At 44.6% G+C, this 19,458-nt stretch carries 17 protein-coding genes and 2 pseudogenes; 12 read left to right on the forward strand and 7 right to left on the reverse strand.

Annotated elements, in window-relative coordinates; translation table 11 throughout:
* A pseudogene (locus AB4407_RS02340) lies at positions 1-693 on the forward strand (collagen-like protein); the annotation flags it as partial.
* Between the two features lie 292 nt (positions 694-985).
* Here the strand turns inward: AB4407_RS02340 and AB4407_RS02345 are convergent.
* Both AB4407_RS02345 and AB4407_RS02350 read right to left on the reverse strand, forming a co-directional pair.
* Positions 986-1,288: an ATP-binding protein gene (locus AB4407_RS02345; RefSeq protein ID WP_372118226.1), complete on the reverse strand. Its 303-nt coding sequence runs from the start codon at positions 1,286-1,288 to the stop codon at positions 986-988.
* The gene (locus AB4407_RS02350; RefSeq protein WP_102541183.1) at positions 1,282-1,800 is read right to left on the reverse strand and encodes an outer membrane beta-barrel protein; all 519 of its coding nucleotides are present in this window, start codon (positions 1,798-1,800) and stop codon (positions 1,282-1,284) included. The genes AB4407_RS02345 and AB4407_RS02350 overlap by 7 nt, the downstream gene beginning before the upstream one ends.
* Before the next feature lie 391 nt (positions 1,801-2,191).
* Between AB4407_RS02350 and AB4407_RS02355 the strand changes: the two genes are divergently transcribed.
* The 4 genes from AB4407_RS02355 to AB4407_RS02370 all read left to right on the forward strand — a co-directional run bounded on the left by AB4407_RS02355 (position 2,192) and on the right by AB4407_RS02370 (position 5,926).
* Positions 2,192-3,340 (forward strand): S-(hydroxymethyl)glutathione dehydrogenase/class III alcohol dehydrogenase, encoded by a 1,149-nt coding sequence (locus AB4407_RS02355; RefSeq protein ID WP_081228995.1) that lies wholly within the window; start codon positions 2,192-2,194, stop codon positions 3,338-3,340.
* A gap of 156 nt (positions 3,341-3,496) precedes the next feature.
* On the forward strand, positions 3,497-4,336 hold the full coding sequence (fghA, locus tag AB4407_RS02360) for an S-formylglutathione hydrolase (RefSeq protein ID WP_372118229.1): 840 nt from the start codon (positions 3,497-3,499) through the stop codon (positions 4,334-4,336).
* Positions 4,337-4,598: 262 nt separating this feature from the next.
* Entirely contained in the window at positions 4,599-5,000 is a 402-nt protein-coding gene (locus tag AB4407_RS02365) for a hypothetical protein (RefSeq protein ID WP_372118231.1), read from the forward strand.
* 188 nt (positions 5,001-5,188) lie between these two features.
* On the forward strand, positions 5,189-5,926 hold the full coding sequence (locus AB4407_RS02370; RefSeq protein ID WP_372118234.1) for an NUDIX domain-containing protein: 738 nt from the start codon (positions 5,189-5,191) through the stop codon (positions 5,924-5,926).
* Positions 5,927-6,068: 142 nt separating this feature from the next.
* Here AB4407_RS02370 and AB4407_RS02375 read toward each other — a convergent pair whose 3' ends face one another.
* Entirely contained in the window at positions 6,069-7,589 is a 1,521-nt protein-coding gene (locus AB4407_RS02375) for an aldehyde dehydrogenase family protein (RefSeq protein WP_372118236.1), read from the reverse strand.
* 326 nt (positions 7,590-7,915) lie between these two features.
* Between AB4407_RS02375 and AB4407_RS02380 the strand changes: the two genes are divergently transcribed.
* Both AB4407_RS02380 and AB4407_RS02385 read left to right on the forward strand, forming a co-directional pair.
* Complete coding sequence (locus AB4407_RS02380) at positions 7,916-9,703, forward strand: sigma-54-dependent Fis family transcriptional regulator (RefSeq protein ID WP_372118237.1); 1,788 nt, start codon at positions 7,916-7,918, stop codon at positions 9,701-9,703.
* 407 nt (positions 9,704-10,110) lie between these two features.
* Positions 10,111-12,315, forward strand: a complete 2,205-nt coding sequence (locus AB4407_RS02385; RefSeq protein WP_372118240.1) for a methyl-accepting chemotaxis protein — start codon at positions 10,111-10,113, stop codon at positions 12,313-12,315.
* A 117-nt stretch (positions 12,316-12,432) separates the two neighbouring features.
* On the opposite strand, the gene AB4407_RS02390 is transcribed toward AB4407_RS02385, so the two are convergent.
* Positions 12,433-13,266, reverse strand: a complete 834-nt coding sequence (locus AB4407_RS02390; RefSeq protein WP_372118243.1) for a LysR family transcriptional regulator — start codon at positions 13,264-13,266, stop codon at positions 12,433-12,435.
* A 116-nt stretch (positions 13,267-13,382) separates the two neighbouring features.
* Between AB4407_RS02390 and AB4407_RS02395 the strand changes: the two genes are divergently transcribed.
* A complete protein-coding gene (locus tag AB4407_RS02395) occupies positions 13,383-14,030 on the forward strand; it encodes a glutathione S-transferase family protein (protein WP_372118246.1) in 648 nt (215 codons plus the stop codon).
* A 76-nt stretch (positions 14,031-14,106) separates the two neighbouring features.
* On the opposite strand, the gene AB4407_RS02400 is transcribed toward AB4407_RS02395, so the two are convergent.
* Together AB4407_RS02400 and AB4407_RS02405 are read right to left on the reverse strand one after the other, a co-directional pair.
* Positions 14,107-14,340, reverse strand: coding sequence for a helix-turn-helix domain-containing protein (locus tag AB4407_RS02400; protein WP_372118248.1), 234 nt, complete (start codon positions 14,338-14,340; stop codon positions 14,107-14,109).
* 10 nt (positions 14,341-14,350) lie between these two features.
* On the reverse strand, positions 14,351-14,914 hold the full coding sequence (locus AB4407_RS02405) for a DUF2975 domain-containing protein (RefSeq protein WP_009846208.1): 564 nt from the start codon (positions 14,912-14,914) through the stop codon (positions 14,351-14,353).
* A 316-nt stretch (positions 14,915-15,230) separates the two neighbouring features.
* On the opposite strand from AB4407_RS02405, the pseudogene AB4407_RS02410 reads away from it, so the two are divergent.
* Positions 15,231-16,220 (forward strand): annotated as a pseudogene (locus AB4407_RS02410) (N-acylglucosamine 2-epimerase); the annotation flags it as partial.
* Positions 16,221-16,428: 208 nt separating this feature from the next.
* On the opposite strand, the gene AB4407_RS02415 reads toward AB4407_RS02410, so the two are convergent.
* Positions 16,429-16,836, reverse strand: coding sequence for a hypothetical protein (locus AB4407_RS02415; RefSeq protein WP_026012354.1), 408 nt, complete (start codon positions 16,834-16,836; stop codon positions 16,429-16,431).
* A 236-nt stretch (positions 16,837-17,072) separates the two neighbouring features.
* On the opposite strand from AB4407_RS02415, the gene AB4407_RS02420 reads away from it, so the two are divergent.
* The 3 genes from AB4407_RS02420 to AB4407_RS02430 all read left to right on the forward strand — a co-directional run bounded on the left by AB4407_RS02420 (position 17,073) and on the right by AB4407_RS02430 (position 19,081).
* Positions 17,073-17,774: a flavin reductase family protein gene (locus AB4407_RS02420; protein ID WP_372118251.1), complete on the forward strand. Its 702-nt coding sequence runs from the start codon at positions 17,073-17,075 to the stop codon at positions 17,772-17,774.
* Positions 17,775-17,859: 85 nt separating this feature from the next.
* Positions 17,860-18,651: a CLCA_X family protein gene (locus tag AB4407_RS02425; protein WP_372118254.1), complete on the forward strand. Its 792-nt coding sequence runs from the start codon at positions 17,860-17,862 to the stop codon at positions 18,649-18,651.
* A 106-nt stretch (positions 18,652-18,757) separates the two neighbouring features.
* The gene (locus AB4407_RS02430; RefSeq protein WP_372118374.1) at positions 18,758-19,081 is read left to right on the forward strand and encodes a DUF4144 domain-containing protein; all 324 of its coding nucleotides are present in this window, start codon (positions 18,758-18,760) and stop codon (positions 19,079-19,081) included.
* Positions 19,082-19,458: the final 377 nt, after the last annotated feature.

Consider the following 19,458-nt stretch of genomic DNA (forward strand, 5'->3'; position numbering starts at 1 on the left):
CAAGGCTTACAAGGTGCAACTGGCGCGCAAGGCCCTAAAGGCGATACCGGCCCGCAGGGCTTACAAGGTGAAAGTGGCGCACAAGGCCCTAAAGGCGATACCGGCCCACAGGGCTTGAAAGGCGACGATGCCGCGGCTTTAGTGAACTACTTTACTCAATCCGAGCTCGATAGTGTGGATAAGGATGCGACACCAGATGGTACGTTGGTTTTCAATGCAGGCATATCTGCACTGCAATTACTAATAAGTACGAACGAACAATCGATTGGTACCTCAAGCAGTGGGAACATGAGCGCTAGTAATTCAATCAATTTCGCTCAAACGTTCACATTAGATAAGAACGCTACGCTCTCAGCAATAAAGCTTATGGCGAGCTCTGCAAGTACAATTAACATTTCAATAGCACCGATGGGAGATTTAGCAGCGATTGAGTCTTTAGCTTCAAATGTAAATATCAATGGTGGCTGGAATGAAATCAGCTTAACGACAAAAAATCTAACTTCTGGGACCGAGTACCTCTTACTGTTCGAAAACTGTAATTGTACATACGACAGCAACAACAATTACACAGCAGGGCAGATCATTGATAACCCAACCGATGGCTCCATCAATTCCCCTCCAGGCGTCAATTACGACTATACATTTACGCTAGTTTTTCAAGAAACGGCCAAAGTATGGAGAACAATCAATTAGGTTCTATTTAAAAAACCAGTATCTATGTGCCTGAGTTCTGACTCAATAGAGTTTGAAGTCAGCTGCAGCCCCTCAATATACGGCGAATACTATAGCTAAAGATATGAAGGGCCTTTGAGACAAACTAAGACTTAAATCAAATCCGTCCGTTATAAATTAGTAATACCAATCACAGTAAGTAAGTGATCAAACATAGCGTAGGAAAAAAAGCTTGAGAACAAGGCGGAATTTTTGGATAAGTAGTTATTCTACAATCAAAAATTCTAACGAAGTTATCGAGGTTTTTAACAAGCTAGGGTGACCAGTTATTTACTACGATTGGTATAACCTCTAATTGACCTTGATATGGGATACGAAAATCAAACTGAGCACCAAAAAAACGGCTCTCTTCTACTTCAATGCACCAACCAGAGCGGTTAACCGCAGCTTGAGTAATAGCGAGCCCTAATCCAAAACCGCCGGTCTTTGAGGTTCGGCTTTGATCCAACCGCGAGAAAGGTACAAAAACCTCTTCTCGCCTGTCTTTTGGAATACCTTCTCCGTCATCTTCAACCATCATGCAAACTTCATTGTGTTTTGTCTCGATGGTCAGCAATACTTTTTTATTCGCATACTTAATTGCGCAGTCAATGGACCAAAGTGATAACCCAAGCCTCCGCCAAACCCTAGTTCAACAGCTGACTCTTCAATTATACGGTCAAATTGGTTCGTCACGTTTGACGTTATTTTAGCGGTATAACTGACATTATGTAGGCCCATTTTGCCAAGAATATAAAGATTATCATTGATGTAGAATTTAGGAATCACATTGATGCCAATAGAAGTTGCAGATAGGTCAACTTGAGCGTAACTACCCATACCCAAAGGTTCTCTTTCAACCACGCCACCCAAATCTTTATACTCAAGTTCTGCAGCCAAAGTAAACACACTACCTAGATCTAAGTCATACCCAGCACTGGCAGCAAAGCCATTATCGCTACTCACTTGTTCAGAATAACTCACCTTACCGTGTCCTAGCTGCGAATAAGCTGCACCAACGTAAAAGCCATTGGCAAGTGTTGAACTAGAAACAGACACCAACAATAGTGTTAAAAGTGTTTTCTTCATATAGACCTCAAGTGAAACCTTCAATTGGAATACCCTATTAACATAGAAGTGCAAAGGGCATTGAAACTTGAAGTAGATTAGCAACTTTCTAATCCTCGATTGGTAACCTAGCGTAAGTAGAGTAACGTCCAGCAATTACAAACCGGCTACAACAAACCGATCATTACAAAAAGGTAGCCATCACCTAGCACAGCTTCCTAAGCTTCACCCAAGCATTATTACGCGTATGTAATAATCATTTTCTATTTAAGGGGATTATCAAAACATGCACTCATACCTATACTAGCTCTAACAAAACGAGAGAGCGGAAACAATTAAGCTCAACTACGCTTAACGGGTTGAATTTAATTGCACGGTTATCCGCTGTACTGACATATATAGGAAACATCCAATGACAATCGAAATTAAACCTGGTCAAACTCATATCAAATCAAAAGCAATGGTTGCATGGGCAGCTGGCGAGCCACTAAAAATGGAAGAAGTTGATGTACAACTTCCTAAAGCTGGTGAGGTTCTAGTTCGCATCGTTGCTACTGGTGTTTGTCACACTGACGCATTCACATTATCAGGTGACGATCCAGAAGGTATCTTCCCTTCAATTCTTGGGCACGAAGGTGGCGGTATCGTTGAGATGATCGGCGAAGGCGTTACAAGTGTTGAGATTGGCGACCACGTTATCCCACTTTACACAGCAGAATGTGGCGAATGTAAGTTCTGTAAATCTGGTAAAACTAACCTGTGCCAAGCGGTTCGTGAAACGCAAGGTAAAGGCCTAATGCCAGATGGTACAAGCCGCTTCTCTATCAATGGCGAGACAATCTTCCATTACATGGGTTGCTCTACTTTCTCTGAGTACACAGTACTTCCAGAAATCTCTCTAGCGAAAGTAAGCAAAGAAGCACCACTTGAAGAAGTTTGTCTTCTAGGTTGTGGGGTGACTACAGGTATGGGCGCTGTACTGAACACAGCTAAAGTTGAAAAAGGCGACAACGTTGCTGTATTCGGCCTAGGCGGTATCGGTCTTTCTGCAATCATTGGTGCTCGCATGGCTGGTGCTAACCGCATCATCGGTGTTGATATCAACGAGAGCAAATTCGAGCTAGCAAAACAGCTTGGCGCGACAGACTGCATCAACCCAACTAAATTCGACAAGCCAATCCAAGACGTTATCGTTGAGATGACAGACGGTGGTGTTGAGTACTCTTTCGAGTGTATCGGTAACGTAAACGTGATGCGTCAAGCTCTTGAATGCTGTCACAAAGGTTGGGGCGAATCAGTAATCATTGGTGTTGCGGGTGCAGGTCAAGAGATCGCAACTCGTCCATTCCAATTAGTGACTGGTCGTGTATGGCGTGGTTCTGCTTTCGGTGGTGTTAAAGGCCGCTCTGAGCTTCCAGAAATCGTAAACCGTTACATGGCAGGTGAGTTTGGTCTTCAAGAGTTCATCACTCACACAATGAGCCTTGATGAAGTAAACGACGCATTCGACCTAATGCACAAAGGTGAATCTATCCGTACTGTTCTACACATGGACAGATAATTCTCCTTGGTCTCGATACTTAGGTGTCGAGGCCACAGTTCTGACTTAAACATCAGAGCGAAACTGTCTTCACCACCTCCTGCCCGGTGGGTGGTGAAACTTTATGCAATATAGACAAATTTACTCCCAAACCATCAACCTAACGGAGCACAATAGATGACAATCGAAAACATTAGCCAAGCAAAGGTTGCTGGTGGTTGGCACAAACAATACACCCACTTTTCTGCAACGCTTGACTGCAACATGCGTTTTGCGATTTTCTTGCCACCTAACGCAAGCAAAGAAAATCCAGTTCCTGTTTTGTATTGGTTATCAGGCTTAACCTGTACCGATGAAAACTTCATGCAAAAAGCCGGCGCATTCAAAGCCGCGGCTGAGCAAGGCATTGCCATTGTTGCCCCAGACACAAGCCCACGTGGCGAAGGTGTTGCCGACGATGAAAACTACGATTTAGGCCAAGGCGCAGGCTTCTACGTAAATGCCACTCAAGCACCATGGGACAGCCATTACCACATGTACGATTACGTGCTGGCAGAGCTTCCTGCGCTGATTGAATCCTTCTTCCCTGTGACATCTGTAAAGTCAATTTCAGGCCACAGTATGGGCGGACACGGTGCCCTAACGATTGGCATCAAGAACGAAGATAGCTACCGTTCTATCTCGGCATTCAGCCCAATAACGAACCCAATGCAATGCCCTTGGGGACAAAAAGCCTTCAACCAATACTTAGGCTTAGATATTGAAGAATGGAAACAGTACGACGCCTCTGAGCTTCTAAAAACCAAAGGCACTAAGCTGCCAATGTTGGTAGACCAAGGCGAAGCAGACAATTTCCTAATTGAACAGCTAAAGCCAGAGCAATTGGTCGAGGCAGCTAAGGTAACCAATGCCGATTTAGAGCTACGTATGCAGCCAGGTTACGACCACAGCTACTACTTCATCTCTAGCTTTATTGATGAGCATATTGAGTTCCACGCAGCTTATCTGAACAAGTAGTCACACCGATTTAGCCCACACCTTGCAAAAGCGTGAGGTGTGGGCTTTGTTCCTGTTATTTACTTACACTCATCAATCCAAACCGAGGGGTGTTAGCAGAAAGTAGTGAACCAAGATTTAAAACAAAAAGTTATGAACAGTGTGTCAATTCGTTCAAACTTCCTAACAGACAGGTGGTGCCTTCACTTATTCATACTCTTACAATCAGCAAATCAAACCTGTTACCATAGCGTCTTCAACATCACCTATTTTGAAGGTTGCTATGAAAGCAATTAAGACTCTTTTCTTCCTGATGGTTTTATTGAGCGGTCTGTTTACCGCTTGGCTGTTTATCCCGATTCCAGCAACAATGGACAAGCAAACGCTCGACGTTCCATTAACGGAACCATTCAAGCTTGTGGCATATCGTAGCAACCCGAATGATGCGAGCAAGCAGCTCACTTATCACTACTATGTGATTTCTGATGTGGTTGGCGTGGACGACATGGACCCGTTTCTGATTACGACTGACCAGTTCGTGAAGCTTGGTGAGTTCGATGAGAACACGTTCAATTTAACGGTTAACGGCAAGATCGAGAGCTACACCAACGATTTGTGGATCAAAAAATCTGACGGCAAACTTCAGCACTGGTACGTAAGTGTTGATGCAAACTATATTCGTTAGAGTCGAATCCAAATAAACCCTATTTTAAAACTGCGCTTTGGCTTCCAAGCGCAGTTTTTGTTTCTATCCCCCCTGCTTTACAAGCAAAGAAGATCTCACATGCCATGCAGGTGTAATAAGCCCTTAAGATGTTATAAGCTCCACCTATGCTCGACTCCCTATAAATCAAAAATAATAAAGGATCACCCGTGGAATTTACGCTCGACAAATTTAACGGCATCATCATCGACCCAGCAACAGCCCCTCACGATGCTGACTCTTTCAATGCCGAACTCAGCGAGATCACCGAATTTTCAAAGCAGAATAACAAAGGCATCATTTGGATTAGCTTGCCTATTTCACTCTCGCACCTTATTCCAGTGGCGACTGAACTTGGCTTTGTGTTTCACAACTGTCTAGAAGACGAGATTACGCTGATCCACAAATCCGAAATTGTCGAGTTCGTGCCTTTCATTCCGACCCACACCTTGGGCGCAGGCGCATTGATCACCAACGAACATAATCAAGTGCTGATGATTAAAGAGCACGGTATGACAGGCTACAAATTACCGGGCGGCCATATTGAGTTGGGTGAAGGCATTGAAGAATCGGTGGTTCGTGAAACCTTGGAAGAGACTGGTATCAAAGCCACATTCATTTCTGTGGTTGGCATGGCGACGAGACACCCGTATCAATTTGGCAAATCGAACCTCTACTTTATTTGCCACCTTATCGCTCAAACCCAAGAGATTGCGATTCAAGACACCGATGAAATTGCAGAGGCTAAATGGGTTGATGTTGAAGAGTATATTAACAACCCTGACAGTTACCCGTTTAACCGCCAATTGGTCGGTTCTCTGATAGGAAAACAAGGATTAGAGCTTACTCAGCTAGAAGGTAATTCAGGCCCAACCCACAAGCCCGAGATCTTCTTTTCGCAAAACTAGAACGATTCAAGCATAAAGACGCCCAACTCAATTGAATTGGGCGTTTTGGTTTCTAGCTTTTGTTTTTCTTAATTAAGCCTACTGCGTTGTTAGTAATTCTTGTACCCATGATTCATTCTCATACTTTTAGAACGAACCTGTATTAGAAGAAGCCTAACGGATTAGTATCGTAGCTGATCAACAGGTTCTTAGTATTTTGGTAGTGATCGAGCATCATCTTGTGTGTCTCACGGCCAATGCCCGATTTTTTGTAACCACCAAACGCGGCATGTGCTGGGTAAGCGTGGTAACAGTTCACCCAAATACGCCCCGCTTCAATGTTACGACCCATGCGATACGCTAGGTTTGCATCACGCGTCCACACGCCTGCACCCAAGCCATACTCGGTATCGTTAGCGATCTCTAACGCTTCCGCTTCATCTTTAAACGTCGTCACCGCGATAACAGGGCCGAAGATCTCTTCTTGGAATACGCGCATCTTATTGTGCCCTTCCAGCATGGTTGGCTGAATGTAATAGCCATTACCGAGATCATCTGGTTGCTGCGCTATTTCACCACCGGTCAGCACTTTCGCGCCCTCTTGACGACCGATTTCTAGGTAGCTCAAGATCTTATCGAACTGCTCTTTGGAAGCTTGTGCACCCACCTGAGTATCGGTATCTAACGGGTTACCTTGTTTAATCGTTTGAGCACGTTCGACCACCTTGGCGATGAACTTGTCATATACCGATTCATGAATCAACACACGTGATGGACAGGTACACACTTCACCTTGGTTGAAAAACGCAAGCAGCATGCCTTCGACACACTTATCAAGGTATTCGTCTTCATGGTTAAAGATGTCTGGGAAGTAGATGTTTGGAGACTTACCGCCAAGCTCAACCGTTGACGGAATCAAGCTTTCAGCCGCGCATTTCAGAATATGGTGGCCGACCTCTGTTGAACCGGTAAACGCTAGCTTCGCCAAACGATCGCTGGTTGCTAACGCTTGACCCGCTTCGCTACCAAAACCATTCACGATGTTGACCACGCCTGCAGGCAGAAGATCAGCGATCTTCTCCATCATCACCAAAATCGATGTCGGTGTTTGCTCGGCAGGTTTCATCACCACACAACAGCCCGCAGCCAGTGCAGGCGCCAGTTTCCAAGCCGCCATTAAAATCGGGAAGTTCCAAGGAATGATCTGCCCCACCACACCAATAGGTTCTGGGAAGTGGTAGCTTGCAGTGTTTGAATCGAGCTCTGCTGCGCTGCCTTCTTGCGCTCGAATACAACCCGCAAAGTAACGGAAGTGATCGACAACTAACGGGATGTCTGCCGCCAGGGTTTCACGCACTGGTTTGCCGTTTTCCCATGTCTCGGCGACTGCGATCTCTTCTAGGTTTGCTTCAATGCGGTCAGCAATTTTAAGCAGGATGTTAGAGCGCTCAGTCACACTGGTCGAAGCCCAACTAGCACGAGCAGAATGCGCGGCATCAAGTGCTAAGCTAATGTCCGCTTCTGTTGAACGTGCCACTTGGCAATACACCTGACCATTCACTGGAGACGTGTTATCAAAATACTCGCCGCTGACAGGCTTCACCCACTCACCACCGATAAAATTATCGTATTGCGCTTTAAAGTTAACCACTGCGTTATCACTACCCGGCTGTGCGTAAATCATAGTTAGATCCTTCTTAGATATGTTGTTCGTTATTGAGCGAGAGCTGTCTTATTTTTGTTGCGACTTATCTGAGAAAAGGACTCATGACAAGACGCCCATGTTTATTCTTTCTGTTTAAAACACTGATACTTCGTGTTTTCTTCACAACAGTAACAACGCAAATCACACGCCAGAACTTCAAAACTTGTTGTTAATAAATTGTAAAACTATGATTGCCAAACGTTTACAACCCAAAGTGAGTTGGCATTGAACGGACGTATGGAAACCACACCAGTGTTCAACTGTTCCAAATTGGTACACCCTCACTGTTACGACATGGAACAGTCATGCACCTTCAACAAGCAAACACCTCAGATTGGCTTTCGTCTTCTTGGCACCGCAGTACAGAAGCGGGTCTAAAACAGAGACGACTTCCTGAAGACATTCGCCTGCCACAATCGATTCTTAAACAGCGACGTCATCAATCTTCGAGCTTAATTCAAATAGTAGAACGTAATGCCCTACCTCTGTTTAATCAGATGTTTGCACGCACTGACAGTCGTTTGATTCTGACCGACATTGAAGGGGTGATTCTGGCAAGTTGGGGGCAGGAGCGGTTTAAAGAGAAGCTGACGTCAATTGCACTCAGCTCAGGAGCGTGTTGGCAGGAACAACTTAAAGGCACCAACGCGATTGGCACCGCGATTGTTGAAGCAAAACCCGTATCCATCATTGGCGAACAGCACTTCATCCACCAGCATCGATTTATCAGTTGTTCAGCAAGCCCGGTGTTTGATCATCAAGGTAAAATGGTTGGCGTATTGGACATCACCAGTGAGCAACAGCAACACGACAGTTCGGTGCAGCTACTGGTTCAAAATATGGTTCAGCTTGTAGAAAATCAACTTCTGAGTCATATCCCACAAGGCACCACTCGAATCGACCTCGCGTGTGAGAAATCTCTATTACACAGCGGCTGGCAAGGAATTGTGATAGCCAATGAAGCTGGTGAGGTTGTGGCGCACAATCAAGTCGCCTCTCAATTGTTGGATCAAACCTCGATCGTCGGCGAATGCATAGATACCCTGTTCAACCGAACCTCATTAGACACGCCCTTTGTGTTTGAGAAACAGCACCTCAAACAACCAACTGCAAAACGCACGCGTTCCATTTCAGCATCGTGCGACCTGCACCATGGCGAACAACAAATTGAACATGCTTGGCAGCAAGCCAACAAGGTAATCGACAAAGGGATCAGCCTATTAATCTTAGGAGAAACGGGCGTTGGCAAAGGCGAATTTGTTAAGGCGCTACACAAACAAAGCCAACGTAAATCTTCGCCCCTAGTAGCAGTAAATTGCGGTGCGCTGCCGAAAGATCTTATCGAATCAGAACTATTTGGCTACGCGCCGGGCGCTTTTACTGGCGCAAGCCACAAAGGATTCCAAGGTAAGATCCGCCAAGCAGATAAGGGAATTCTGTTTCTAGATGAGATTGCCGACATGCCATTGGAGGCTCAGTGTCGATTGCTGCATGTTCTACAAGATAAGTCAGTAGTGCCTGTTGGCTCGAATCAGAGCTACCAAGTCGATTGTCAGATCATCGCCGCGACGCATAAAAACCTAGAACAGTTGGTCGCTACGGGGGAATTTCGACAAGATCTCTTTTACAGACTAAACGGCTTAGCCTTGACCTTGCCAAGCCTGCAACATCGACAAGACAAGCACGCCCTAATCGAACACATTCATCGTAAATACGCCGAAGACGAACAGACAATCTGCCCGCACTTAATGAGCTTACTGTGCACCTATTCATGGCCCGGTAATATCCGTGAATTAGATAACTTACTTAAGGTCGCAGCCCTACTCGCGAGTGATGAAGCACAACTCACACTCGAGCACGTACCGAACCATCTTGCTCAACACCTTATCTCTTTAGCTCAAGATAGCCATCATCAGGTTACTGCTTCTGGTATAATCGAAGGTAAGCCAAATGCTGATTTAAGAAGTACCGTGGAAGAAACCTTGCTGCAAACCTATCAAGCCAACCAAGGCAACATCAGCAAAACTTCACGCATACTTGGCATCAGCCGTAATACCATTTATCGAAAGCTAAAGAGCTTGGGGATTCTTTAATAATGAAGATGATCAATGGCCCAGCTACTTGAATTTAGTCTGCAAAGTATAAATACATACTTTTCAAGTGGGTACTCCACTCTTCGGATTAAATTAAAATGTGACTGATGTCATATAATGAGTAATATATATCCAGAACACCCTCAAACTACAACCTCCTGATTTACCAGAAAATTAAAAACGGCATCAAGTATAAAATACCAACAAATACAATTAGATAACAGAATAAAAACAGCCATACACCTATCTTATAGCTCCTCTCTAAAAGACATAATCCGGAGCGTTATACCATCCTATTTATATTTTTAATCACCCTATTCTTATTGTGTTCATTATTTAGAATTTTCCATTCACGTATCTTGTTTAAAATCTCTGAAAAACTACCACTATTTGGTTAGAGAGATAATATGTTTAACAGTATACGAACGCGAATTGCGGTGAGTGCGGGCGGAGCTATGGCTTTCACTCTGTTAATCGCCATGGGAATGACGACCAACGCATTTACTGATGTGAATAAACAAGTCACTGAAAAAGTAAAAACGCAGCTGACAGAGGCCACCGCTACGGATTTACAAAACACGGCACTTCAACAAGGTTTGAACATCGCTAACCAGCTTAACCCCGTATTAGCGAACCTTAAGCAAGTGCGCTCAATCATCGAATTAAGTTCAGAAACCGACGCAAGTGCAGAGCTTATCGTGAAACAGTTTACTGCGGCACTGGAAGCCCAAAACAAAGCTGTATTTGCGGGTTACATGGTTTGGGAAGATAAGACATGGTCACAACAGTCTGTCTTGAATAACGAGCTCAACGTGAACAGCGAAAATGGCTCAGATACGTCGCTGATTTCAGATAACCAACAAGACTCGAATATCGAATCTGGCTCAAACATCGAGTTAAGCTCAAACACTGAGTTAGGTTTTAACAGTCAAGGCTACCTTGCGCCTTTCTTCTCTCCCAATGACCAGAACAGCTTTGATGCTGTCGCAATGGAAAGCTTTAGCAATACCGATCTCAACAGCAACGGTGAGCGCAAAGATGATTGGCACTTAATGCCATATCAAACGGGTAAAACGTTTGTGATGGAACCGTATTTTTATTCAGTGCGCGGCAAACAAGAGCTCATTACCACCATCAGCCAACCAATCAAACATGACGGAAAAATCATCGGCTCGCTAGGCTTTGATTTGTCTCTACATGAACTCCAAAGCCAAAGTGAGTTACTTGCGCGTAACCTGTTTGATGGCCAAGGAAAAATCCTAATCACTTCATGGAAAGGCATTACACTGGCCAACAGCCAAGCTGGAAATATGGTGGGTAAAAAAGTCTCTTCTGAACTGGAATCTGAATGGTCAAAGATTCAGTCTATCGCTAACAGAGAAGGCGCCGGTCTTGTGACTTTCGGCGGCGATGAGTACGCGATTACCGCAATTGATACCAGTGATGCGCCATGGGTAGTCATGGTGTCTGTTCCTAGTAGTCACCTAGCCAAAAGCGTCAATGACTACACCGAGTGGAGTGATGCTCAGAATTCAAAAGCACTTGAAAAAGGTGTGTGGGCGGGAATCATCGCCGCTCTTCTAGGCATTGCCTCAATGGCATTCATTGCTAACTCTTTGGGCAAGGTTTTGAACAACTTAGTGGAACGCTTTAAAGATGCAGCACAGGGTGAAGGTGACTTAACTTATCGCATTGAAGTGAAAGGTAAGGATGAAACCGCTCAGCTTGCACACTGGTTCAATACCTTCCTATCTCGCATACAAGAGATGCTACTTACCGTAATGGTAACAGCTGACCAAGTGGATAAAAACGCGACAGAAGGCCAAGCTCGTGCTGAAGTTTCACGTGACCAGCTGAATTCTCAAGTTAACGAAGTGAACTCACTTGCCACCGCTATCAATGAAATGAGTGCAACAGCGCAAGAAGTGGCGAACTCAGCGGTTCAAGCAGCTGCAGCAGCAAGCCAAGTGCAGAGCAACAGTCTCAATGGTATGACGCGCATGGACAATGCCGCCAGTGCTGTAGACAGCTTGGCTGTGCAGGTTAACGATGCGCAGCAACAAACACAGAACTTAGTCGATTCGAGCACCGCTATTCAGGGTATCTTGAGCGAGATTGGTGGCATTGCAGAGCAAACTAACTTACTTGCACTGAATGCAGCGATTGAGGCAGCTCGTGCAGGTGAGGCTGGTCGAGGCTTTGCAGTGGTTGCTGATGAGGTTCGTAACCTAGCGAATCGAACTCAAGGTTCAACAGAAGAGATTCGCTCTATGTTGGCTCGCTTAGAACAAGAGACTCAATCTATTGTGGTACTGATGGAGCAAAGCCAGAATCAAGCGAACAACACAAAAAGTGAAACCGAAGCTGCACATCAAGCCTTGTCTGAAATCAACCAAGCGATTGAAGTGATTAATGACATGAACAATCAGATCGCTTCCGCGGCTGAAGAGCAAAGCTCTGTGTCAGAAGAGATTAACCGCAATGTCGTGATCATCAATGACACAGCAGTGGAAGTGATGGACACCATGACATCATCAGTAGCAATCAGTAATGAGCTGACAGTGAAAGCCGGTGATTTACACGGCGAACTGAGTAAGTTCAAGCTTTCTTAATGACCAACAACGTCTAACAATAACTAGGCCGAGAACCACCATTTCCTCCGCGAAATACCATGTTCTCGGTCTATCTATTTTAACTCCGCACTCAACATTACCCTCACCGAGAAAAATCTACTTGGATTCCAACTCCACAAGTTGGTTAAGCACTTCTTTATCTAACACTGGGTGATGTTTGCTCGCTAGGATCAGCACAATATCCACCGAAGGCAGTGGTGGCATATCTTCCAGAATGTTCAAATCAGAAGTCACACTCAGCTTACCCATCGCGCCAATCGCTAAACCCGCTTTAACAATGGCACGTTGCGCCGAAGCGGTATTACTGCACGCCAACAACTGATAAGGCGTACCCTGTTTAGTTAGGCCATTCACTGCCGCTGCGTGATACTTACAATCGGTCTGAAACAAGGCTAATGGAACAGGCTTGGAGCTATCGAACACATAGTCTGGGCTGCTTATCCATACACCCACATCACTGGTCAGCCAATAGCCCTCTTCACTGTCAGGCGCTCGGGTGACAATTGCAGCATCAAGCCTACCATCATCCAACCACTCTCTGAGCGTAATGCTTGGTAGGCTGAATACTTGAATAGAACAGGTGGGTTCTGCTTTCTGCAACAGGCGAATCACTTTTGGCAGAATAGTGTCATTGTAGTCTTCAGGGCAACCGAGTCTTAAAGGTTGTTTGTCTTCGTAACGCTTTACTTGCTTGAGGGCGGTATTGTGGAGGGCGACCAACTGCTCCGCATGAGAACGCAGCGCTAAGCCAGCCTCGGTCAGCACGAGATTACGGCCTTCTTTCTGGAAAAGAGTCACATTGAGCTCTTCTTCCAGTTTGCGCATCTGCGCACTGAATGCCGATTGGGTGCGATTTATCTGTTTCGCTGCACGAGTAAAGCTACTGGTTTCTACAAACGCGAGAAAGCCTCGCAAAGCATCAATATCCATGCTGAATTAACCACCCATCGTTTTTATTAATGTAATACATCAAAATTATCCGTTAGTTCGCCGCAATACAATCCCTTAAGCTCAAAAGCATATTCACCAAACACAGGGAAGCATCTATGCAGCTTTATATTGGAAACCAAAACTACTCTACTTGGTCACTGCGCGCTTGGCTAATCTTCGATAATTACAACCTGAATGCCGAAGTCATCAAACTCAAGCTGTTCACCTCTGATTTCTACGACACATTAGCTTCAGTGACACCGACAGCCAAAGTCCCGACTTTAGTTGATGGCGACGTTGCGGTGTGGGATTCATTGGCGATTCTCGAATATGTTAACGATGCCTATTTGAATGGTGCGGCATGGCCTGCATCACGCGAAGAACGCGCCCATGCCCGAGCAATTTCTGCAGAGATGCACTCTGGATTTTTTGCCGTCAGAAATGAAATGCCGATGAACTGCCGCGCTCAACGAAAGCTTGCTTTGAGTGAGGAAGCATTGAAAGACATCGCCCGTATTGATGCCATATGGTCGACGCAAATGGCACAATATCCAGAAAATTGGTTATTTGGTGAATGGTCGATTGCCGATGCGATGTTTGCACCCCTTGCATTACGCGTAGAAACCTATGGCATCAAACTTTCAGAGAAGGCATCACAGTATCAGCAACGTGTACTCAACAGTCCATCAGTACAAAAATGGTTGGCAGAAGCGAGCTTAGAAACCGATGTGGTTGAAGAGGACGAGGCGGGAGAGCCGGTATAAATAGATTAAAAAGAGTCTCGATGCGATATCGAGACTCTTTCATTATTAGATGGTTTGAAAGCGATTTCCTTACTGGCTATTCTGCCGCAACGCCGTCTTTATGAGCATTCGGTTCAAATTCTAAAATATCACCAGGTTGGCACTCTAAAACTTCACACAGCTTGTCGAGCGTCGATAGCCTTACGGCTTTGGCTTTATCATTTTTCAATACGGACAAGTTGGCTTCTGTTATCCCAACTTCTTTTGCCAATGTCTTTAATCGCATTTTCCGTTTGGCCATCATAATGTCTAAATTAATGCGGATAGTCATGACAAGTCCTTTAAATCGTTTGGCTATGTTCGTCAGCCAGAATATAACCTTCTTTCATCACCCACGAGATGATCAAAATAATTATACCCAATATCAGTGTTAAAAAGTCCATACCAACGAAACTAATCTCAAAGATACGGTCACCTGGTGGATTATTGAACGACAGAATCACTGACATCAATGAACCATAGATAACTGAACCTAATACCCAATAAAACAAGCTATATCCGAGTTTCTGATAGGACATTGCGTTTTCTAAAGAGAAGATTTCACCTCGCTCATAGTTACGGAATAGGCGTATCAGAACCGTTAATGCATACATAAGAATGCTCGACATCGCCAAACTGGTGAACATTGCGATGATTCTTGTTGTCGTAGTAAGTGGAGAGACTGTGAGTGGAGAGGTTATAAAGTAGTCCATCTCGATGGAAAACTGAATAATGCCCATCTCACTAAGAAAGTCATAGGGTGTTTGAACCGTTAGCCAGAAGTAACACACCATGATCGGAGTGAGTGCAAGAAAGGACTGCAGTAGCATTCGCACACGGCGACTTTGTTTTTGAATCTTAGACATACTTATATTCCTGTTGAGTTGATGGAAGAATATTAAGATCAAAACAAACGATGATCAACAACAATTTATCGAAAAACGATAATTTATTGTTTATTTGCAATATTAAAATGAGTAAGACCCAGATAGTCCTACATCTACACCACAAATAATTTGGTCGATTGTGATCACCGAACCACAATGTGCAGACCTGATTGTTTATATTCAACTAAATTCAAATCATTAAGATAAACATCATGTTACGAGCAACCATCGCATTACTCAGCGTGACCAGTTTCGCTGTATATGCCAATGTCACCCTTCCCTCTGGAGAAGACTGGATCAAGCGTATGCGCTGGTTGGACTCGCGATGTACTACTACCTGACCCAAGACAAAAAGGCAGAAGAAGCACTCATCGCCCAACAAGCTTTTATCTTTGATAAATATCGACTTAGCGACAACAGCGGTCTTGCTTGGGTACTCGCCGACGGTGAAGATGGCAGTGCAAAACGACGTGAACTGGTCGCGCAACTTGATCAAATAAACGGCTACCTGTTGTTAGTTACTCCTCTGCTCAAAGAGCCCGTCAAAGCCAAATGGCTTGATGACTTAAACTGGCTCACGCAAACCATGATTGATCACTACCACTCTGAAGATGAACAACGCTTCTACGGCGCAATTCACGACAAAGCGGCAATGATGCAGAATGCCAATCACAATGATTTTGGACACACCATCAAAGCGTATTGGATGACTTATCTTACAGGCCAAGCATTGGATAACTCTGAATGGAAAGAGTTTGGTATGAAAGGGATGAAGCACACCTTAGACCAAGCTCAATATCAAAAAGAGTTCGTCGATGTATCCCAATACTTTGGCGACAAGCTTAATAAGGCATGGCAAGGACAAGAAATTACTGGCTGGCAAAGCAGACCGTACAGCCAATGGGCGTCATCATGGGAATGGGCTGAGCTTGATCAAGCTGCGATGACGGTATCGCTTATCGATGGTTCAATGAAAGACGTACTGCAATACACCCTGCCCACCTTTCATGATGTATGGGTAGATCATAAGTACGGTGGCGTTGGGCTTGAGCCTAAGCGAACTAAAGCTTTCCATTGGGGCAATGGCTATCACCAATTTGAACATGCGCTGATTGGCTATTTATATGCTCGACAAGAGGAAAATAAACCCGCTGTACTTCACTACGCAAGGCCAACCAACAGCAAGATGCCAATGGAACCTTATTACTATCAAGGAGATGTAATTAAATTAGAGAACCAAAGTGATGGAACGCAAAAGGTCAGTTTCAACAACATTCGACCTTAATACCTGATATTCACTCATCGGTATTTTTAGACGTGGTTAACAACTAAGACGGAACTGATGAGTGGCTAGCTGTTCGCAAAGCCTGAAAAGAAGATTTTCAGGCTTTTGAAATACCGTTGAGCAACATTTATTGGTAGGATTTTAAATGAATATATAAGCAAGTGAATCTTGTCGGATCTTTAGTTAAACCATATACGGCATCACGAAATCACTTCTTATTATTCTGCTCAACCAACTTTTCATTCCACGCTTCGTTGCCGTCTCGCTTACTGACATCATACTCAGAGCAGAACTGCGATATGGTCATGTTGTTATCGCCAGTTGCTAACTTTAATGCCAATTGAACTTGTTGAAGTTTGCTTTGCAGACGAAGGTTTTGACCTGCCTTTGGGCTTTTTTCTTTCGCAAACTTTAAAGCAGCATGTTTACGTTCGGCAGCTCCCGCTCGGCGATCTGCTTCTGATAATAGATACTTTAGCTGCGCGACACTCTTGCCCTTCTTAAAGGCAGGCTCAAGCAACTCAACGCATTCATCAAATGATGGATTTATAACATATGGATCAATTCTATGCGCTTGTTGGCGCATCCACTCTAGCGCGAGCTTTTCATCTGACATAATTACATCTTTACCAAAGAAATAGCCTTACATGGTATCGCTCAATAGCAAATCGCTGCAACAACAAATTAAGCTACAGCGTCACATTTGATTTAAAGAAAATTGCAATTTTCTAAAAGAATCCTCCTTTCACTACCACTTATTCAAACTGGATGATCGGAATAAAGTGATGCTGCGTAGATATGTCTTAGTTAGTGAGCACGTCGTCGAAAACAAAAGTGAGAAGAAGAGAAGATATGAAGGCAATGACCCTTTCAAGACAAGATATCCAAGCAATGGACCGGCGTGAGCGCGCTCGTTTAATTAACTCCTTATCGGGGTTTAAAAGCGCCAACCTTATTGGCACCTGCGACAAGCAAGGGCTAGAAAATCTTGCAGTAGTGAGCTCTGTGGTTCATTTGGGGTCGAATCCACCTTTACTTGGCTTCATCATCCGGCCTGCGGAAAGTCGCCGTCATACACTAGAAAATATCCTAGAAACTCAACACTTCACCATCAACAGCATCGGCGCTGATTTTGTTCGAAAAGCTCATCAAACTTCCGCTCGTTATCCTAAATCAGTCTCAGAATTTAACGCGGTCGGTCTCACGTCCTATTACGATGATGTGTTCCCTGCTCCGTTTGTTTTGGAAAGCCCTCTGAAAATAGGCTTAGCCTTCAAAGAGCAGATAACAATTGAAAGTAACCAAACTCAAATGTTGATTGGTGAAGTTGTTGCGGTTCACGCGCCAAAGCGAGCTGTGATGCCGGACGGCTACTTAGATTTAGAAGCGTTAGATTTAGTCACAATTTCAGGGCTAGACAGTTATCATGTCACGCAGAGGCTACACCGCTTGAGCTACGCCAAACCCGATAAGCCTCTGTTTCCGCTAACCCGCGAGGGCGCCCCAACCTCATGGGAGGCTTTCGAACACAATCTCACTCATTTTGTTCGGTAATTTACTGACAAAGGTGCTAACTTTCCCAACTTAACCCTGTGCACCACACAACAGCGCTAAACTACATCTATTTCCAAGGACCCTTTTGAAGTTAACCCACTTTAAATACAAAACGCGCAAAGGCCCAGACTACCGACATGGCGATCAGGTGTCATTCATGGACATCAAACAGACCTTCGGTATGGGCAGCATTCGTGTGGGCGCTTGGGTAACGAAAGAAGAGAAAGAGCTCGCTGCAAATCTGATATTCGACTCGTTAGCAGACTTGGCTTACATCTTGGCTTTGCCACCAGAAGCGATTGGCCTTCGCGGCACTTTAGGCTTGGCGTTCGGCAGTGGTGGCAGAAAGGGTGTACAAGCACACTACGCACCGAACCAGAGAGAGTTAGCCCTCGCTAAAAATGCAGGTGCTGGTGCGTTAGCTCATGAGTTTTGGCATGCGTTTGACCACTATATCGCAGAGAAAGCATTTGAGATTGGCGATACCTCAGGCCCTCGCAAGCAAATCTTGTTCGCCAGTGATTGTTGGCTTCACGATAGAAAAGTAAGGCCTCACCCATTAAACGAAAGTTTGATGTCACTGTTCGATGCCACACTACTCAGCGACAATAACCTAGACAAACACGAATACGTGGCGCGAAGTGTTATTGCTGACAAAGCGATGTCTTCCCGTTACTTCTCACTACCAACAGAGATGATGGCGCGTGCCTTTGAAGCTACGATTGAGTCCTGCTCAGATATCGAAAACGCTTACCTAGTTGACGGCACCACCAAGCCAGACATGTTCCCTCTATATCCAGATCTCACACATCGAGAAGAAATCTACTATGCGATGCAGGGGTATTTTGCACCGTTAGGCCGCTCTTTGAGCAAGTAGCTCTTTAAGTAAGTAGCGTTTTATTCAGGTAGAACAATAGATGACCCAATCTTCAAAACTGTTTATAGTCGACACAAACTTCAACACACATGATTCAGAGGCAGTAATGATCCGTTGGCCATCTTTAGTAAAACTCGACGGCGATGATGAGCTAATTTACGTCGCATCCGAGAACGATTTTCAGGCAGAATGCTCAGACATGATCTTGGGCGAAGATGATTACCTCATCGATTCTGAAGGCGATAGCTACTCGCTTGAATCAAGATCAAATCAACTGTCTCTAGCTAAACGAGCTGAGCAGTATTCAGTTGAAAACGTGACTAAGCTGATTCGAAATCACGAGTTCCAGAAAGCTGAAGTGTGCCTAGTAAAGATCCACTTCCTAACGATCGAAGAAGCGATTCTGTCTTTGGCTTTTGAGCCTCGTTAATATTGGGTATTAATTCAAAACTTAGGTTCGACTTAATACGTCCAAACAGAACAAACAAAACAGCGCCAAATTAGACGCCGTTTCTATTTCTTGCCTCGTTATCACAAAGCTGGAGTTATCTTCGTTTAGATAACTTCTTTTGAAGCGTCCGTGATGATAAAGTTATCGATGTACCCATTAACATTGACCTCATCCTAGGTAATGTCCGGGGGTTTAACCGCTTTATCTAAGCCAATTAAGGTGTGAATGAGTATTGTAGGCGAGATAATCCCCTCTTTTGGCGTACCTACTTGAATTAAGTGAAACTCTGCTTTTCTGTGTGTACCTAAATTCTAATGACTTCCTAAGGATTACTCTATCCATTGGAGCATGTTTAA

Origin of the sequence: Vibrio sp. 10N.261.46.E11 (assembly GCF_041472735.1) — a bacterium.
In the GTDB taxonomy this organism is placed as follows: domain Bacteria; phylum Pseudomonadota; class Gammaproteobacteria; order Enterobacterales; family Vibrionaceae; genus Vibrio.

Coding starts and splice junctions, on each gene's coding strand:
- AB4407_RS02350 (WP_102541183.1), bottom strand. CDS start 1,800: ATGAAGAAAACACTTTTAACACTATTGTTGGTGTCTGTTTCTAGTTCA.
- AB4407_RS02355 (WP_081228995.1), top strand. CDS start 2,192: ATGACAATCGAAATTAAACCTGGTCAAACTCATATCAAATCAAAAGCA.
- fghA (WP_372118229.1), top strand. CDS start 3,497: ATGACAATCGAAAACATTAGCCAAGCAAAGGTTGCTGGTGGTTGGCAC.
- AB4407_RS02365 (WP_372118231.1), top strand. CDS start 4,599: ATGAAAGCAATTAAGACTCTTTTCTTCCTGATGGTTTTATTGAGCGGT.
- AB4407_RS02375 (WP_372118236.1), bottom strand. CDS start 7,589: ATGATTTACGCACAGCCGGGTAGTGATAACGCAGTGGTTAACTTTAAA.
- AB4407_RS02380 (WP_372118237.1), top strand. CDS start 7,916: ATGCACCTTCAACAAGCAAACACCTCAGATTGGCTTTCGTCTTCTTGG.
- AB4407_RS02385 (WP_372118240.1), top strand. CDS start 10,111: ATGTTTAACAGTATACGAACGCGAATTGCGGTGAGTGCGGGCGGAGCT.
- AB4407_RS02390 (WP_372118243.1), bottom strand. CDS start 13,266: ATGGATATTGATGCTTTGCGAGGCTTTCTCGCGTTTGTAGAAACCAGT.
- AB4407_RS02395 (WP_372118246.1), top strand. CDS start 13,383: ATGCAGCTTTATATTGGAAACCAAAACTACTCTACTTGGTCACTGCGC.
- AB4407_RS02400 (WP_372118248.1), bottom strand. CDS start 14,340: ATGACTATCCGCATTAATTTAGACATTATGATGGCCAAACGGAAAATG.
- AB4407_RS02405 (WP_009846208.1), bottom strand. CDS start 14,914: ATGTCTAAGATTCAAAAACAAAGTCGCCGTGTGCGAATGCTACTGCAG.
- AB4407_RS02415 (WP_026012354.1), bottom strand. CDS start 16,836: ATGTCAGATGAAAAGCTCGCGCTAGAGTGGATGCGCCAACAAGCGCAT.
- AB4407_RS02420 (WP_372118251.1), top strand. CDS start 17,073: ATGAAGGCAATGACCCTTTCAAGACAAGATATCCAAGCAATGGACCGG.
- AB4407_RS02430 (WP_372118374.1), top strand. CDS start 18,758: ATGATCCGTTGGCCATCTTTAGTAAAACTCGACGGCGATGATGAGCTA.